Source organism: Kluyvera sp. (assembly GCF_965301105.1).
The window spans coordinates 1-15,052 of the sequence record NZ_CBDKZX010000087.1; the positions used below are offsets into that span (position 1 = coordinate 1).

General features: G+C 52.3%; 15 protein-coding genes and 1 pseudogene. 9 read left to right on the forward strand and 7 right to left on the reverse strand.

Annotated features, from left to right (window positions below; all coding sequences use genetic code 11):
• Positions 1–124: 124 nt before the first annotated feature.
• The 4 genes from ACW14G_RS19670 to ACW14G_RS19685 all read left to right on the forward strand — a co-directional run bounded on the left by ACW14G_RS19670 (position 125) and on the right by ACW14G_RS19685 (position 4,097).
• On the forward strand, positions 125–619 hold the full coding sequence (locus ACW14G_RS19670; RefSeq protein ID WP_163449573.1) for a molybdopterin-dependent oxidoreductase: 495 nt from the start codon (positions 125–127) through the stop codon (positions 617–619).
• A 17-nt stretch (positions 620–636) separates the two neighbouring features.
• Positions 637–2,577, forward strand: coding sequence for a putative bifunctional diguanylate cyclase/phosphodiesterase (locus ACW14G_RS19675; protein ID WP_249021859.1), 1,941 nt, complete (start codon positions 637–639; stop codon positions 2,575–2,577).
• 74 nt (positions 2,578–2,651) lie between these two features.
• Complete coding sequence (locus ACW14G_RS19680; protein ID WP_249021858.1) at positions 2,652–3,503, forward strand: PhzF family phenazine biosynthesis protein; 852 nt, start codon at positions 2,652–2,654, stop codon at positions 3,501–3,503.
• A 51-nt stretch (positions 3,504–3,554) separates the two neighbouring features.
• Complete coding sequence (locus tag ACW14G_RS19685) at positions 3,555–4,097, forward strand: isochorismatase family protein (RefSeq protein ID WP_249021857.1); 543 nt, start codon at positions 3,555–3,557, stop codon at positions 4,095–4,097.
• 126 nt (positions 4,098–4,223) lie between these two features.
• Here ACW14G_RS19685 and rstA read toward each other — a convergent pair whose 3' ends face one another.
• Positions 4,224–4,943 carry a two-component system response regulator RstA gene (gene rstA / locus ACW14G_RS19690; protein WP_249021856.1) on the reverse strand — a complete coding sequence of 240 codons (720 nt, stop codon included), beginning with the start codon at positions 4,941–4,943 and terminating at the stop codon, positions 4,224–4,226.
• Positions 4,944–5,083: 140 nt separating this feature from the next.
• The gene (locus ACW14G_RS19695; RefSeq protein WP_163449568.1) at positions 5,084–5,191 is read right to left on the reverse strand and encodes a type I toxin-antitoxin system toxin Ldr family protein; all 108 of its coding nucleotides are present in this window, start codon (positions 5,189–5,191) and stop codon (positions 5,084–5,086) included.
• A gap of 322 nt (positions 5,192–5,513) precedes the next feature.
• On the opposite strand from ACW14G_RS19695, the gene ACW14G_RS19700 reads away from it, so the two are divergent.
• Positions 5,514–5,849 (forward strand): GlpM family protein, encoded by a 336-nt coding sequence (locus tag ACW14G_RS19700; protein ID WP_064545630.1) that lies wholly within the window; start codon positions 5,514–5,516, stop codon positions 5,847–5,849.
• Between the two features lie 3 nt (positions 5,850–5,852).
• Here the strand turns inward: ACW14G_RS19700 and folM are convergent, their stop codons facing one another.
• The 3 genes from folM to ydgH form a co-directional block, all read right to left on the reverse strand.
• Positions 5,853–6,575: a dihydromonapterin reductase gene (folM, locus tag ACW14G_RS19705; protein WP_455648736.1), complete on the reverse strand. Its 723-nt coding sequence runs from the start codon at positions 6,573–6,575 to the stop codon at positions 5,853–5,855.
• A 38-nt stretch (positions 6,576–6,613) separates the two neighbouring features.
• Positions 6,614–7,996 (reverse strand): amino acid permease, encoded by a 1,383-nt coding sequence (locus ACW14G_RS19710; protein ID WP_223802561.1) that lies wholly within the window; start codon positions 7,994–7,996, stop codon positions 6,614–6,616.
• A 168-nt stretch (positions 7,997–8,164) separates the two neighbouring features.
• A complete protein-coding gene (ydgH, locus tag ACW14G_RS19715) occupies positions 8,165–9,115 on the reverse strand; it encodes a DUF1471 family protein YdgH (RefSeq protein ID WP_163449565.1) in 951 nt (316 codons plus the stop codon).
• A gap of 525 nt (positions 9,116–9,640) precedes the next feature.
• On the opposite strand from ydgH, the gene pntA reads away from it, so the two are divergent.
• The 3 genes from pntA to ACW14G_RS19730 all read left to right on the forward strand — a co-directional run bounded on the left by pntA (position 9,641) and on the right by ACW14G_RS19730 (position 12,896).
• Positions 9,641–11,170, forward strand: a complete 1,530-nt coding sequence (pntA, locus tag ACW14G_RS19720) for a Re/Si-specific NAD(P)(+) transhydrogenase subunit alpha (RefSeq protein WP_064545620.1) — start codon at positions 9,641–9,643, stop codon at positions 11,168–11,170.
• Positions 11,171–11,180: 10 nt separating this feature from the next.
• The gene (pntB, locus tag ACW14G_RS19725) at positions 11,181–12,569 is read left to right on the forward strand and encodes a Re/Si-specific NAD(P)(+) transhydrogenase subunit beta (protein ID WP_163449563.1); all 1,389 of its coding nucleotides are present in this window, start codon (positions 11,181–11,183) and stop codon (positions 12,567–12,569) included.
• 138 nt (positions 12,570–12,707) lie between these two features.
• Positions 12,708–12,896 carry a YdiH family protein gene (locus tag ACW14G_RS19730; RefSeq protein WP_163449562.1) on the forward strand — a complete coding sequence of 63 codons (189 nt, stop codon included), beginning with the start codon at positions 12,708–12,710 and terminating at the stop codon, positions 12,894–12,896.
• 106 nt (positions 12,897–13,002) lie between these two features.
• Here the strand turns inward: ACW14G_RS19730 and uspE are convergent, their stop codons facing one another.
• Complete coding sequence (gene uspE / locus ACW14G_RS19735; protein ID WP_163449561.1) at positions 13,003–13,953, reverse strand: universal stress protein UspE; 951 nt, start codon at positions 13,951–13,953, stop codon at positions 13,003–13,005.
• A gap of 219 nt (positions 13,954–14,172) precedes the next feature.
• On the opposite strand from uspE, the gene ACW14G_RS19740 reads away from it, so the two are divergent.
• Positions 14,173–14,679: an anti-virulence regulator CigR family protein gene (locus ACW14G_RS19740; protein WP_223802563.1), complete on the forward strand. Its 507-nt coding sequence runs from the start codon at positions 14,173–14,175 to the stop codon at positions 14,677–14,679.
• A gap of 67 nt (positions 14,680–14,746) precedes the next feature.
• Here ACW14G_RS19740 and fnr read toward each other — a convergent pair.
• Positions 14,747–15,052, reverse strand: a pseudogene (gene fnr, locus ACW14G_RS19745) (fumarate/nitrate reduction transcriptional regulator Fnr); the annotation flags it as partial.

Below are 15,052 nucleotides of genomic sequence, written 5' to 3' on the forward strand. Positions count from 1 at the left end.
TAATGATTTTTAAATTATAAAAAATAATTTAATTAATTGAATCCATTATGGCTGGGTAGCATATATTAATAACATGATGACTAAATTATAATTCTTTTACATCTGGTCAATAGTCGAGGTTAGAATGCGCTTAATTGTCATGCTGTTGAGCTTTATGGTCTCCACATCGATCTGGGCGGGCGATCTTGCCAAACCTACCGGTAAAGTCATTTTAACCCTGTCCGGTCATATCGAAAATACAAACCGGGATGGGAAAGCCGTTCTGGATATCGCCAGTCTTGAAAAGCTGGGGGTGGTCAGTTTCCAGACTACCTCTCCCTGGTATAATGGCCGCACCACTTTTACGGGTATTCCGCTGCAGAAACTTATGGATTATGTCGGGGCGAAAGGATCGGTCGTTAAAGTTACCGCGCTCAATGACTACACCACCATCATTCCGCTCAGTGACTTCAAAAAATACAATGTTATCCTTGCCTTAAAAATCAACGGAGAATACATGCCCATCCGTGATAAAGGCCCACTATTCGTGGTGTATCCTTATGACAGCATCCCTGAACTGAATAACCAGGTCTATTATTCAAGATCAGCGTGGCAAGTCAGTAGAATGGATATAGAGTAGGGGTTCAGCGGAACATCATGAACAGAATACTGGCTGGCATTATATTTTTCCTTTTTGTATCTACTGGATATATCTCTTTTCTTGTCCATGAAAGGCAGCAAGAGCTACAAAAACTCACGCAATACACTGATTCATGGTCTGCCGCCCAGATGGTATCAGAATATTATCGCTTTGAATCGTGGCTCGGTCTTTACACTATTGATGATGCGATGACACTTGATGATGTGCGTCTGCGTCTCGACATCATGCTCAGCCAGAGTGATTTAGTCAAAGAAGGGGATTTAGGTCATTATATAAACAACAACAAAGCGCACCATGATTTGGCGATAAAGCTTGAAGAAACACTGGATTATCTGGATGCGCATCTTGAGAGCATGAGTCGCCCGGAGCTACAAAAATATCTGAAAGTCATGCATACGTTGGATACTCCCCTTGGCCGTCTTTCATCCGGTGCATTAGACAAGGATGTCAACTCGATTAATAGCGCCAACCTCAAAATCAGGACGCTTTACTTTATTTATTCAGCAACGTCTGTGCTGCTGATAATAGTCAGTGCGATCCTCGGGATTCTCATATTTTATCAGAACAGAAATATCCTCAAGGCTCACCTTCAGGTGAAGAATCTTGCCGACGAGTTGCAAAAATCAAAAGAGAAACTGCAAGTTCAGAATGTAAAACTGGAGTATGACGCCTACCATGATTCTCTGACTGGGATGAACAACCGGCATTTCTTCTGGGAAAAATTAAATAACACTATTGCTCAGGCAGAAAAAAATGATGATTCTGTGACAGTGATGCTGTTTGATTTGGACCGATTTAAAGAGGTAAATGATACCTACGGACACGATGTTGGTGATATATTATTACAACAGATCTCCCAGCGCCTGGTCTCAATGAACTTTGCTTCAGACACCTTTTATCGCTTAGGCGGCGATGAATTTGCCTTGCTCGCGAGTGGACTGACGGAGATGACAGCGGTTTCCCAGGCACAGAAAATATGCGCTGCGATTAACCAGCCTTATACCATCTATAATGCGATAATCAATATAACCACCTGTGTCGGTATAGCTATCTCAGATACTGAACACCGCTCTGACTATCTCTATAAATATGCCGATCTCGCCCTTTATGAAGCTAAAAATGAAGGTTCGAGTAAGATAAAAGTTTTCCGGCAGTGGATGTTAGACAAGCTTCAAGAAAGCAGAACCCTCGAGCATGATATGGCATTGGGGTTAGCGAATAACGAATTCGTTGTTTACTATCAGCCTATTGTCGATTCGTTTACCAGCGAAATATACAGCTATGAAGCGCTTATTCGGTGGATCCACCCTTTGAAGGGACTCATGTCGCCAGATAGCTTTATTCCTGTGGCAGAAAAAACCGGCATGATTAACGAAATGGGAAAATCAGTGCTTGAGATGGCATGCCGGGAAGCGGCATCCTGGGTGGTGCCGGTGAAAATTTCAGTGAATGTTTCTCCTGTTCAGCTAAATAGCAAAGCTTTTGCCGGCATCGTCCTGTCGATTCTGAAAGAAACGGGGCTTCCGGCCGACCGTCTTGAACTGGAAGTAACGGAATCCTCTCTCTTTTCCGAGAGTCATGCGCCGATGAATACCCTTAACAGGCTCAGAGCTCTGGGGGTGAAAATATCAATTGATGATTTTGGCACGGGATATTCTTCACTTTCGCGTCTGAGTCGCATTGCTTTCGATAAAATCAAAATCGACAAATCTTTTGTGCATTCAATATCAGTACAGGAAGACGCCCTTAATATCATTAAGCTTATTACGGGCATGGCAAAATCCCTCAGTATGAAGGTTGTTGCTGAAGGGGTTGAAACCCGCGAACAACTGGAAAATCTTAAAGCGTTGGGCTGCGATTTCGCCCAGGGATATCTCTTCCGTCAACCTCAGCCTTATATCGATGGGGAAATCAAAAACGGTCCGCAGCATGAATAATGCGTGAAAAAGTCTGTCCCGGTCGCGATATGGTACAGTGTTTGTTGCTACGAGAACGATGACAGGTTTCTATTATGCAACAAATTGATTTCTATATGGTTGATGCGTTCAGCTGCACCACTTTTTCCGGCAATGCTGCCGCAGTATGTCCCCTGATGGAGTGGCTGCCCGACGAGACGCTGTTGAAAATGGCGAAGCAGCATAATCAGTCGGAAACCGCATTCTTCGTCGTCAATGAGAAGGGCTTTGAACTGCGCTGGTTTACCTCTCTGGGGGAAATCAACTTGTGCGGACATGCAACCCTCGCGGCGGCGCACGTCATCTTCGAACATCTGGATTACACGGGCTCATATATCCATTTTGAAACCCGTTTTGTCGGTCCGCTGACGGTGACGCGTAGCGGCGAATGGCTGACGCTTGATTTACCTGCATGGCACGCCGAGCCGATAACCCCGCCTCCTTTACTGTTAGATGCTTTGGGCATCAGGACATACAGGGAAGTGCGTGTCGCGCGCGATTATCTGGTCGTATTAGAGAATCAAGAGCAGGTTGCGGCTTTACAACCGGATATTCAGGCCATGATCCCGCTGGGCAAAATGATTTGCGTCACGGCGCCTGGTGATAAGCAATATGACTTTGTCAGCCGCGTTTTTTGTCCGGGTGACGCGGTACCGGAAGATCCGGTGACCGGTTCTGCACATAGCATGCTGATTCCATATTGGGCTAATAAACTGCAAAAGACACCGATGCTGGCCTATCAGGGGGGAGAGAGAGGTGGAGAGCTACGCTGTCGACTTGAGGGCGATCGCGTCTTTATCGGCGGGCAGGCAACGACTTATCTGGCAGGTAAAGTGTTTCTGCGCCAGGACGAGCATGCTGTTGGTAAGAAGGCCCTGGCAACCTTAAAATCAGCAGGTTGTCGTTAACTGTTGCCTGGCGTAATTTGTTTCTTTCCGACAGGTATGAATGAGGTTGCTATGCAGGCTTTACTGATTATCGATATGCAAGGTTTTGTTCCCGATCGCATTGCGGGAGGGATGGCCTATTTTCCCGCCAGCAGTATCGACAATATGCGCGCGACGATTGCGGCATTTCGGGCAGCGGGAAAACCGGTCCTGCATGTTCGCCATGAAACCCTCGAGCCAGGTTCGCCTCTGCAACGCGATAGCGCCCATTTCCAGCCCGTTATTGGGTTTGAAGAACACGCGGGCGAGCCTGTCTTTATAAAAACAACCTCATCGGCGTTCAGTTCTACCGATCTTCATGGCTGGTTACAGCGCGCGCAGATTAGCGATGTTGCGGTGATTGGCGCAGTGGCGGGTTACTGCGTTAACTCTACCGTGCGCATGGGAGCAGACCTTGGGCTTTCCATGACGGTGATTCGCGATGCGGTGCTGAGCTTCCCGCTCGAGAGTGCGGAAATTAGCGCAGAAGAGGTCTATCGCGTGACGATAGCGTTGCTGGAAAACGGCTTTGCCAGCGGGATAAATACGGCTGAACTTAAGCTGAACAACCATTAAATATAGATAATGCTGCCATTGGGCGGAAAAAGCGTCACATGGCAGCATATATGTGCTGTTTTTGATGATGATGGTGAGCGCGTCCTCGAGGGTTATAGTTTTACAGGTAGCATAAAATCCTGTTGACTACTCCCAGGCATGCGGCGCGAACAGATAGCCTTTATTGCGCACGGTCTTAATGCGATATGGCTCGGTCGCGCTGTCCTGTAGTTTCTTGCGTAGCCGGGAAATCGCCACGTCCACGCTGCGATCCATCCCGTCGTAACTGACGCCGCGAAGATTTTTCAGCAGCGCGTCGCGGTCCATGATTTGCCCCGCATGAGTCGCGAGCTCCCACAGCAAATCGAAATCGGCGGTGGAAAGGGCGATGCTTTCATCGCTCAACAGAACCTGACGGTTCACCGGGTCGATGACCAGCGTACCGAAGCGAATGGTTTTGTGCGGCGTCAAGGCAGGCTGCGCGGCGACCGTGTGACTCCCGTTACCCGGATTTTGTCGTAGGTGAAGACGCAGGCGCGCCAGCAGCACGGCGGGCGGGGTCGTTTTGAGAATATAGTCGTTCGCGCCCATTTCCAGTGACAGAATATGATTCATGTCGCTATCCAGAGAAGTGAGCAGTACGATAGGGCCCGCCCATTGACCGCGCAGATCGCGGCAAAGCGTCATGCCATCTTTACCCGGTAACATGATGTCCAGCAGCACCAGATCCGGATTTTCACGGGCAATCGTCGCTTCGGCATTATCGCCCCGCGGCTCGACCACCACATCCATATCATGCTTGCCCAGATAGGCGGCGATCAGCGCCCCTACATCCGGATCATCCTCAACATAAACGATCTTATTCATGACTCTACGCACTGGCTGACAAAACGGCTACGATACACCGCGCGCAGCTTTGCCGCCACAAAAAAGGCCGCAGGGATTCCCCCTGCGGCCTCGTTCGGGCGCATGCCGCCACTGCGGCGGAAATGACGCCCATCTCGCGATTATTTCCGACTACGCCAGTGACTCACTATCAGGCTGACCAATACGCCAGCGATGACGGGAGCGGCAAGATCGTGCCAGAAAATAACGGCAAACTGCATCAGCGTCATATAGCCGCCTTCTGTTGCAATGGCAACGGTTCGCGGCTATCCTTGAACTGTTGGGTTTCAAGAATCGCCCCCTTATGTTGCCCGGTTAACGCCGAACAATGTGCGGGGGTTTTCTTTTATCCAGCAACAACGCCGCCGGGGATCAAGCCCCCGCAACACTGCGCCTCACCGGAAAGTCCGGCTTGCCGCGAATTCTACAATCTTTTGCCCAATGCGCTTTGTCCATCCTCTTTAATTGCGAGCACGCTTCTGAATTTTCATTCATAAAGACAACCGCTTCCGCTATGCTGGAGCAACATGTTGTTTATTGGTGAATAATAAGATGGGGTTGTTAATTAAGGCGCTGCTTGGCGCGCTGGTTGTGGTGTTGATTGGCATTCTGGCAAAAACGAAAAACTACGCCATTGCTGGGCTGATTCCGCTTTTTCCCACCTTTGCGCTGATTGCGCACTATATCGTTGCCAGCGAGCGGGGAACCGAAGCGCTGCGGGCGACCATCGTTTTTGGAATGTGGTCGATTATTCCCTATTTTCTCTATCTGTTGTCGCTGTGGTATTTCACCGGCATGATGCGCCTGCCGCTGGCGTTAGCCGGCGCCGTGGCCTGTTGGGGCGTTAGCGCCTGGCTATTAATTTTCCTGTGGGGCCGTTTTCACTAAGCGTTAGACCAGAGGCCGCCCGCCATCGACGGCGAAAGAGCGGCCCGTGACATAGCTGCTGCCGAGCAGATAATCGACCAGGTCGATTATCTCTTTCTCGCCGCCGGCGATTTTCATCAGCGATTTATTCAGCGCTTTTTGCCGATATTCGGCGTCATCATCCTCGTTAAACAGCACCAGCGCCGGGGCGATCGCATTAACCTTCACCTCGGGTGCCAGCTTGCGGGCAAACGAGCGAGTCATGTTGTCTAGCGCGGCCTTGCTGGCGGCGTAGGCGATATGCTTGTCGCTGCCGCGTTCCACCACATAGTCCGTGAAATGAATAATGTCGCTGGCTGCGTGGCCGTGTCCGCGCAGCAGGCCTTCAAGAGCATGGTTGAGCAGGTAGGGCGCATGCACGTGAACTTGCAGCATGGCGTTGAGCACCTGACTGAGCGGCGTAGATGGGCTTTCCGCCTGCCAGCCGCTGGCGTTATGGATGATGGCGCGCAGGTTGGTACAATGTGATTTCACCGCCTCGGCAAAGGCATTAATTCCCTCATCGTGGGCGAAATCTGCCTGAATACAGACAGCGCCCGCTCGCCGCATCACATCAATGGCCGGATAGTGCGTACGATAGCTGAGGATAACCGGCTGCTGTTGGGTGAGAAAATGGTGGGCAAGGGCGAGGCCGATACGGCGGCCTCCACCGGTTATCAGTACGGGGCGTGATAGCATGTTTCCCATCGTTATCTCCATATGTATTCTGCGATGGGGTGACCGCGTTACCCCATTAACATCCACGTTGCCGGCACAGCGGCAACCAGAAGTAGGCCGATTAAGGCTAATTCGCGACGCTTGAGCAGGATATTATCTTCATGCGTGCGGCGCGCATAGATAAAGACTAACAAGCCCGGCGCATAGAGCACGACCGATAGCAGCAGGTGCATCGGGCCGGACGCATATAATAACCATAAGCCATAAATGCAGGCACCGACACCAATCACTTTATGCAGCGGACGACGCGCCACCTTGAGTAAAAACGCGCCGACCAGGAAGTAAGGCACGAGGATCATCTCGGAAGCGATAGTCAGCAGCGTGTTGTAGTCAGAACCGGTCAGCCAGATTAGCACCAGGCTTGCCTGTACGCTCAGGTTGGTGAGCCACAGCGAGGCGGCAGGGGCGTTATTCGCGTTCTGTCGGGCGAAGATTCGCGGGAATGCTTTATGCGTGGCAGCCAGCAGCGGCACTTCCGCTGCCATAATTGTCCAGCTCAGGTAGGCCCCGCAAACGGAGACAATCAGCCCGGCGGCAATCACAATTTCACCCCAGGAACCCATCATACGCACCATCAGGCCCGCCATTGATGGATTGCGCATCTCTGCCAGTTCAGGACGGGCAACCACCCCCATCGACAGCAGTGTGACCAGCAGATAAACCCCCAGTGCGGAAATCACGGCCAGCAGCGTCGCGCGGCCAACATCTTTTTTATTGCGGGCGCGCGCCGACACCACCACCGCGCCTTCCACGCCAATAAACACCCAAAGCGTTATCAGCATAGTGTTTTTCACCTGTTCCCACACCGGCACGCCAAGGTCGATGCCGTGGAAATCCAGGGTAAAGGTCTCGCTTTTAAAAGCGATCGCCGCCAGCACGATAAACAACCCCAGCGGTACCAGCTTGGCCAGCGTCGCGGCCAGGTTGATGCTGGCAGCCGTTTGTACGCCGCGCAGAACCAGAAAATGAACCACCCAGAGCAGCACCGAAGCCCCGACAATGGATTGCCAGGTATTACCGTCGCCAAACAGGCGCAGTTCAGGCGTATCGGTAAAGAAACTCAGGGCGGAGAAAACAATCACCAGATAGGATACGTTGGCAATCACCGCACACAGCCAGTAACCCCATGCGGAACAAAAGCCGATCAGTTCCCCGAAACCTTCGCGCGCGTAGGTAAAGATACCGCCGTCAAGATCCGGACGGATGCGGGTCAGTACCAGCATGGCGATAGCAAGGAACAGAATGCCCACGCCGGTGATAGCCCAGCCAATCAGCAGTGCGGCGGGGCTGGCGACCTCGGCCATATTTTGCGGCAGGCTGAATACGCCCGCACCGAGCATTGAGCTCAGAACCAGAGCCGTCAGGGCGCTAAGCCCTAATTTCTTTTCCATGAGAATCCTGTCGTGGAAGGCGAAGAACAAGAATATTTATTTGGCGAAATCGCATAAACATGGAGGATTGCGCTGAGGCGGCGATTTTACGGAGAGCGATGCATACATGCAACAATGTATAAAAAGAAATGAATAAAAAAGGCGGCTTACGCCGCCTTTTGCTGTTGCTTACTTGTACAGGTCGGCGCTGATGGTGACGTTGCCGCCGCGCTCCTGCCATTCACGGGTAATGTGGTAATACTTAGCGCCTTTCTTAGCGGCGCGTTTTGCCACCTGATAAGACACTTCGGTCATGTTGCCGTAGTTACCGGTGAACTTGATGCTGTCGAACGGAATCATCTGTGCGGCAGTGACTTTGTTCAGTTCTTCGACTTTCGTACCGTCAGGAAGCGTGACACTGTAACGCCCACCCTTAGTGGTCTGTGTTTCGAAGAAACGGCCTACGCCGGTGCCCGCACCGACGGCGGCGGTTGTCGCTACGCCCGGGATCTCAACCTGTTTAGCTGCTTCGCCGCCTTCCGCCAGCAGTTTACGCCCGGCGTCAGAATCTGCCGGAATGGCATCCGGGCTCTGCAATACGCGTTTTTCCGCATCGGCTTTATAGATGTAGGCGGTAATACGCTGGTTACCGCCGTCGTTCGCATCAACCTGACGGACGATAAAGAAGGAGGCGGCGCCTTTGGCTTTGGCGGCCTTGGTAATAGCATCGTTCACTTCCGGCTGGCTGCGGTAGAAGCCCTGAACGGTGACGGTGTCGTAAGGCACCAGCGCAACGGCCTGGTCTTTCGGCAGTTCCATCACGCCATTGATGATGCGATTTTTCGGAGCGTCGGCTTTCGGCGCGTCTTCTTTATAGAGATCTGCCGTGACGCGCCAGTTGCCGCTGTTGCCGTAATCAGAGGTATCGACAACATAGAAAGAGGCTGCGCCTTCTTTGTCCGCTTTGCGGGACATGGCGTTGACTGCATCGCCAATGGCGGTATAGCGACCGGTGATCACCACGCGGTCATAGGGCTTCAGTGCGGACGCTTGCTCCGGGGTCAGCTCGGTGGCTGCATGAGCGGACATTGCCGCGGCAGACAGCATGGCGGACACGAGGAGGGTGTTCTTAAGCTTCATAAAAATAATCCTTCGCCTTGCGCAAACCAAATTCGGGTCATGTTGTTAACGGGAAAACGTCTGATTATGGCATTGAAATGACGCTACTGTCTGCGTCATTTTTAACTTCAGATGCGAACCCGGTGACGGTTTTGGATAACTTTTCCTGATATGTTGAAAAAACGGGCGCTTGACCGGAAAAAGCGGTCAACCATATGACTTTTTTAAGTTAATGGAATGTTAACTGCGCCGTCTTGCCCGCGAAAAATCATGTTTTCCCACGGAGAAGAAGCGAATTATGGGGCTCGCTACTCAAATCGGGGCAAATATCGCTGTTTGTAGCGGCTGGAACTCCTTATTTGGCATTTAATGCAAAAATAGTGTTTTTCGGCGCTAGATCACAATCGGTATTTTCAGTAGGTTATAGACAGTTTGTTACTGTTTTATTTATTCAGGTTGTTCGCCTGTTAGGTCACTTACGGGTTACCCGCAACAAACTGACAAAACGGCAAACCATTAAATAAGAACCGATATAAGGGAATAGTTATGCGTATTGGTGTACCAAAAGAAAGGTGGGCCCAGGAAACGCGAGTCGCAGCAACGCCGAAAACGGTTGAGCAGCTGCTGAAGCTCGGTTTTAGCGTGGCCATTGAAAGTGGTGCAGGAAAACTAGCCAGTTTTGATGACGAAGCATTTGTGCAGGCTGGTGCAGAGATTGTATCAGGCGATGATATCTGGCAATCCGACGTTATCCTCAAGGTTAACGCGCCGCTGGATGAAGAAATTGCGCTGCTGAACCCGGGTACGACGCTGATTAGCTTTATCTGGCCGGCACAAAATGCTGAGCTGATGGCAAAATTGGCTGAGCGGAATATTAACGTCATGGCGATGGACTCCGTGCCGCGTATTTCCCGTGCCCAATCGCTGGATGCGTTAAGTTCGATGGCGAACATTGCGGGTTATCGCGCTATCGTCGAAGCGGCTCACGAGTTCGGTCGTTTCTTTACCGGCCAAATCACCGCGGCGGGGAAAGTTCCACCGGCGAAAGTGATGGTGATTGGCGCGGGCGTAGCGGGTCTTGCCGCTATCGGCGCGGCGAACAGCCTTGGCGCGATTGTGCGTGCGTTCGACACCCGCCCGGAAGTGAAAGAGCAGGTGCAGAGCATGGGTGCCGAATTCCTCGAGCTGGACTTCAAAGAAGAAGCCGGCAGCGGAGACGGTTATGCCAAAGTGATGTCAGAGGCGTTTATTGCCGCTGAAATGGCTCTGTTTGCCGCGCAGGCAAAAGAGGTCGACATCATCGTTACCACCGCGTTGATTCCGGGCAAACCGGCGCCGAAGCTGATTACCCGCGAAATGGTGGATTCCATGACGCCGGGGAGCGTCATCGTCGACCTGGCCGCGCAAAACGGCGGTAACTGCGAATACACCGTGCCAAATGAAATTTTCGTCACGGCAAACGGCGTGAAGGTGATCGGCTATACCGATCTGGCCGGACGCCTGCCGACGCAGTCATCTCAGCTGTATGGCACCAACCTGGTGAACCTGCTGAAGCTGCTGTGCAAAGAGAAAGACGGCAACATCACCATCGATTTTGATGACGTCGTGGTGCGCGGCGTGACCGTCATACGCGAAGGCGAAGTCACCTGGCCGGCACCGCCGATTCAGGTTTCGGCACAGCCGCAGGCCGCGCAGAAAGCCGCGCCAGCGCCAAAAGAGCCGGAGAAACCGGCGTCACCGTGGCGTAAATATGCGCTGATCGCGCTGGCCATCATTCTGTTTGGCTGGCTGGCGAGCGTCGCACCGAAAGAGTTCCTCGGTCACTTCACCGTGTTCGCGCTCTCCTGCGTAGTGGGTTATTACGTGGTGTGGAACGTGTCGCATGCATTGCACACGCCGTTGATGTCGGTCACGAATGCTATCTCAGGCATTATCGTGGTTGGCGCGCTCCTGCAGATTGGCCATGGTGGCTGGGTAAGCTTCCTGAGTTTTATCGCGGTATTGATCGCCAGCATTAATATTTTTGGTGGTTTCACCGTCACTCAGCGCATGCTGAAAATGTTCCGCAAAGGATAAGGGGTAACAAATGTCTGGAGGATTAGTTACAGCTGCATACATTGTTGCCGCAATCCTGTTTATTTTCAGTCTCGCCGGGCTTTCCAAACACGAAACCTCGCAGCAGGGCAACTACTACGGCATCGCCGGTATGGCGATTGCCCTGATCGCGACCATCTTCGGGCCGGATACCAGCAATGTGGCGTGGATCCTGCTGGCGATGATTATCGGCGGCGCGATCGGTATTCGCCTGGCGAAGAAAGTGGAAATGACCGAAATGCCGGAGCTGGTTGCGGTGCTGCACAGCTTTGTCGGTCTGGCCGCGGTGCTGGTGGGCTTCAACAGCTACCTGCAGCATGAAACCGGTATGGAGCAGATTCTGGTCAATATTCACCTGACAGAAGTGTTCCTCGGTATCTTTATCGGTGCGGTCACCTTTACCGGTTCTATCGTGGCGTTCGGCAAGCTGTGCGGCAAGATGTCTTCGAAGCCGCTGATGCTGCCAAATCGTCACAAGCTGAACCTGGCGGCGCTGGTGGTTTCCTTCCTGCTGATGGTGGCTTTCGTGCGCACCGACAGCGTGGGCACTCAGGTGCTGTGCCTGCTGGTGATGACCATTATCGCGCTGGCTTTCGGTTGGCACCTGGTGGCATCTATCGGTGGCGCAGACATGCCGGTAGTGGTCTCCATGCTGAACTCCTACTCCGGTTGGGCGGCGGCGGCGGCGGGCTTTATGCTCAGCAACGACCTGCTGATCGTCACCGGTGCGCTGGTGGGTTCTTCCGGTGCCATCCTGTCTTACATCATGTGTAAGGCGATGAACCGTTCGTTCTTCAGCGTGATTGCGGGTGGTTTTGGTACCGACGGTTCCTCTACCGGTAGTGATGAAGAAGTGGGCGAGCATCGCGAAATTAACGCCGAAGAAACCGCTGAAATGCTGAAAAACTCCCACTCGGTAATCATCACCCCGGGGTATGGCATGGCGGTGGCGCAGGCGCAGTATCCGGTAGCGGAAATCACCGAAAAACTGCGCGCGCGCGGTATCAAAGTGCGCTTTGGTATCCACCCGGTTGCCGGGCGTCTGCCGGGCCACATGAACGTGCTGCTGGCGGAAGCGAAGGTGCCTTACGACATCGTGCTGGAGATGGACGAAATCAACGATGACTTTGCTGACACCGATACCGTACTGGTCATCGGCGCGAACGATACCGTTAACCCGGCCGCGCAGGACGATCCGAAAAGCCCGATTGCCGGCATGCCGGTTCTGGAAGTGTGGAAGGCGCAGAATGTTATTGTCTTCAAGCGTTCCATGAATACCGGTTACGCTGGGGTACAGAACCCGCTGTTCTTTAAAGAAAATACTCAGATGCTGTTCGGCGATGCGAAAGCTAGCGTGGATGCCATTCTGAAAGCGCTGTAATTACCGCGTATAAAATGAAGGCCGCCATTCTCCTGAGGAATGGCGGCCTTATATTTGATTTATGATTGTTTTTGGTCAAAAAGTGCGCAGTTAAAGGTGTTATAATGTTCTATGTCGTTCAAACCAACAGAGGAACTTATGGATACCTTGTTAACGCCTGCACAATTGGCCATCGAATATCTTCGTCGCGAAACCACACCTTTAACCCCTGCACAGTACCTGAAACGCGTTAAGCAACTTGAGCTGGAATTTGCTGACCTGATGGCGCTTTCTGCCATTGAACTGAAAGAAGAGATCGACTTTGCCTGGCGACTAGGGCTCCATTGATAGCATCCCGCTAGCCTGGCAGCGCATGATGATGCCGGGAAGCTAATCGCAAGACAAAAAAAACCGGCCATTTGAATTGACCGGTTTTTTCGTCACATCACACCACTTAATCGTCTTCTTCGTCGTCCATCTCGACGGGGGTCTGATAGTCATTGGGTTTGATCGCGAGCAGGTCGCAGCGCAGGTGGTCAATAACCTGTTCGGCAGTGTTGCCGAGGAAGGCCGCCGAAATACCGGTTCGTCCGATAGTGCCCAGTACCACGATGCCGGCGTCAAGATGCGCGGCAAGATCCGGAATGACCTCTTCAGGCAACCCTTTCTCGACGTGAGTAAACTTCTCATCAATACCAAATTTCTGGCGCAACGATTTCATCGCCAGCAGGTGCTGGCCGCGGATCGCATCGTTGTAAACGCTGGGGTCGAAATCAGGCAATTCAATGGCGATATTGATCGGCGTGACCGGGAAAGCGCCGACCAGGTGTACTTCGGTATGGTTGACCTGTTCGGCCAGCTCAAGGGTCTCTTTGACCAGCTTCTCGTTCAACGCGTTATGGTACGCTTCTTCGCTGGCAAGGTTGACGGCAACGAGTGCTTTACCGCCTTCAGGCCACGGCTGATCTTTCACCATCCATACCGGGCATGGGCATTTACGTAACAGGTGCCAGTCGGTTGGGGTGAAGATCACCGACTCCAGCTTGTCGTGCTGGTGGGCCATTTTCAGCAGCAAATCGTGGCCGCCGCTGACAACTTCCTGGATGATGGCTTCGAACGGGCGATTATGCCACACCACTTTGATCTCCAGCGGAACGCCGGCTTCCAGGTAGTATTTGGCCTGCTCGCGGATCCATGCGGTTCGCTGGCTAATCACGCCCTGGCGCATTGCGGTGCGCTCATCAGGAGACAAAAGGGTGGTCATTTCATAGGAAAAGTCATAGATCGGCAAAAAGGCTTTAATGCGGCCGCCAATCCGTTGATGAAGATACACAGCGCGTCGTAGCGCAGGCTGGTCGTCCTGATTCGGATCGATCGCCACGAGCATATTTTGATATCTGGCCATACAGGGTCTCCTTACAGCTGTAACCACAGTTTGTAAGTAAAAGATAACTCATATAGTGGGATTGAAACAGGGGGGAACCTTCGCAAGATCAATAAACAGGATAAATTAGCCTTGTCGTGGGCATCGGAGAAGTTCGATAAATTCAGATTTAATGCGTAGGTTTTTTTACACAGAATGAGATAGATTTCTCTCAGATACCCCGCACACAAGGAAATGACGATGACCCAGCGTTCCTCACTCTTAAAGACGGTCGCGGCCGTCGTTGCGTTGTCGCTCTGCGCAGCGCCAGTGTTGGCCGACCCCGGCAACGGGCATGGCAACGGTAACGGCAACCACGGCAACAGTAGCCACGGTAATAGTAAAAGCGATAAAGGGAATAGCCAGCAGTGGAGTAAAGGCCAGGACAAGGACCACGGATCGACATCGCGTAAGAATTACGGCAAACCCGACCATGTTGACCGCGATATCAGCTACGCAACGGCCAGGCAGCTCGCGGTTAACTATGGCCTGACCGGCTACAAATCTTTGCCACCGGGCATTGCTAAAAATTTGGCGCGAGGTAAACCGCTGCCACCGGGTATTGCGAAAAAAGCGGTTCCGGGATCAATGCTCAATCAGCTTCCTTATTACCCCGGTTATGAATGGCAGGTGATTGGCGATAACCTGGTACTCATTGCTTTAAGTACGGCGATTGTCACGTCGGTGATTAACGGCGTATTTGATTAGAGAGCTGAAGCAGACAATAAAAAACCCCGGCTTGCCGGGGTTTTTTATTGGTGTCATGAAACAGCGGTCAGGCGACGTTACGAGTATGACCCGCGAGAATAGCCAGCGCATCGCTGTTTTCAATGGTGATGTATTTACCTTTCACCGCCAGCATGCCGCTTTTCTGGAAACGACCCAGCAGTCGGCTGATGGTTTCTACCGTCAGACCCAGGTAGTTACCGATATCGCCACGGGTCATGGTGAGACGGAATTCACGCGGCGAGAAACCACGCTGAGCGAAACGACGCGACAGGTTATAGATAAAGGCCGCCAGGCGCTCTTCCGCGTTTTTCTTCGACAGCAGCAGGATCATGTCCTGATCGCCTTTGATCTC

Excerpts from the sequence above, each read along its gene's own strand:
- ACW14G_RS19670 (WP_163449573.1), top strand. The coding sequence starts at position 125 with ATGCGCTTAATTGTCATGCTGTTGAGCTTTATGGTCTCCACATCGATC.
- ACW14G_RS19675 (WP_249021859.1), top strand. The coding sequence starts at position 637 with ATGAACAGAATACTGGCTGGCATTATATTTTTCCTTTTTGTATCTACT.
- ACW14G_RS19680 (WP_249021858.1), top strand. The coding sequence starts at position 2,652 with ATGCAACAAATTGATTTCTATATGGTTGATGCGTTCAGCTGCACCACT.
- ACW14G_RS19685 (WP_249021857.1), top strand. The coding sequence starts at position 3,555 with ATGCAGGCTTTACTGATTATCGATATGCAAGGTTTTGTTCCCGATCGC.
- rstA (WP_249021856.1), bottom strand. The coding sequence starts at position 4,943 with ATGAATAAGATCGTTTATGTTGAGGATGATCCGGATGTAGGGGCGCTG.
- ACW14G_RS19695 (WP_163449568.1), bottom strand. The coding sequence starts at position 5,191 with ATGACGCTGATGCAGTTTGCCGTTATTTTCTGGCACGATCTTGCCGCT.
- ACW14G_RS19700 (WP_064545630.1), top strand. The coding sequence starts at position 5,514 with ATGGGGTTGTTAATTAAGGCGCTGCTTGGCGCGCTGGTTGTGGTGTTG.
- folM (WP_455648736.1), bottom strand. The coding sequence starts at position 6,575 with ATGGGAAACATGCTATCACGCCCCGTACTGATAACCGGTGGAGGCCGC.
- ACW14G_RS19710 (WP_223802561.1), bottom strand. The coding sequence starts at position 7,996 with ATGGAAAAGAAATTAGGGCTTAGCGCCCTGACGGCTCTGGTTCTGAGC.
- ydgH (WP_163449565.1), bottom strand. The coding sequence starts at position 9,115 with ATGAAGCTTAAGAACACCCTCCTCGTGTCCGCCATGCTGTCTGCCGCG.
- pntA (WP_064545620.1), top strand. The coding sequence starts at position 9,641 with ATGCGTATTGGTGTACCAAAAGAAAGGTGGGCCCAGGAAACGCGAGTC.
- pntB (WP_163449563.1), top strand. The coding sequence starts at position 11,181 with ATGTCTGGAGGATTAGTTACAGCTGCATACATTGTTGCCGCAATCCTG.
- ACW14G_RS19730 (WP_163449562.1), top strand. The coding sequence starts at position 12,708 with ATGGATACCTTGTTAACGCCTGCACAATTGGCCATCGAATATCTTCGT.
- uspE (WP_163449561.1), bottom strand. The coding sequence starts at position 13,953 with ATGGCCAGATATCAAAATATGCTCGTGGCGATCGATCCGAATCAGGAC.
- ACW14G_RS19740 (WP_223802563.1), top strand. The coding sequence starts at position 14,173 with ATGACCCAGCGTTCCTCACTCTTAAAGACGGTCGCGGCCGTCGTTGCG.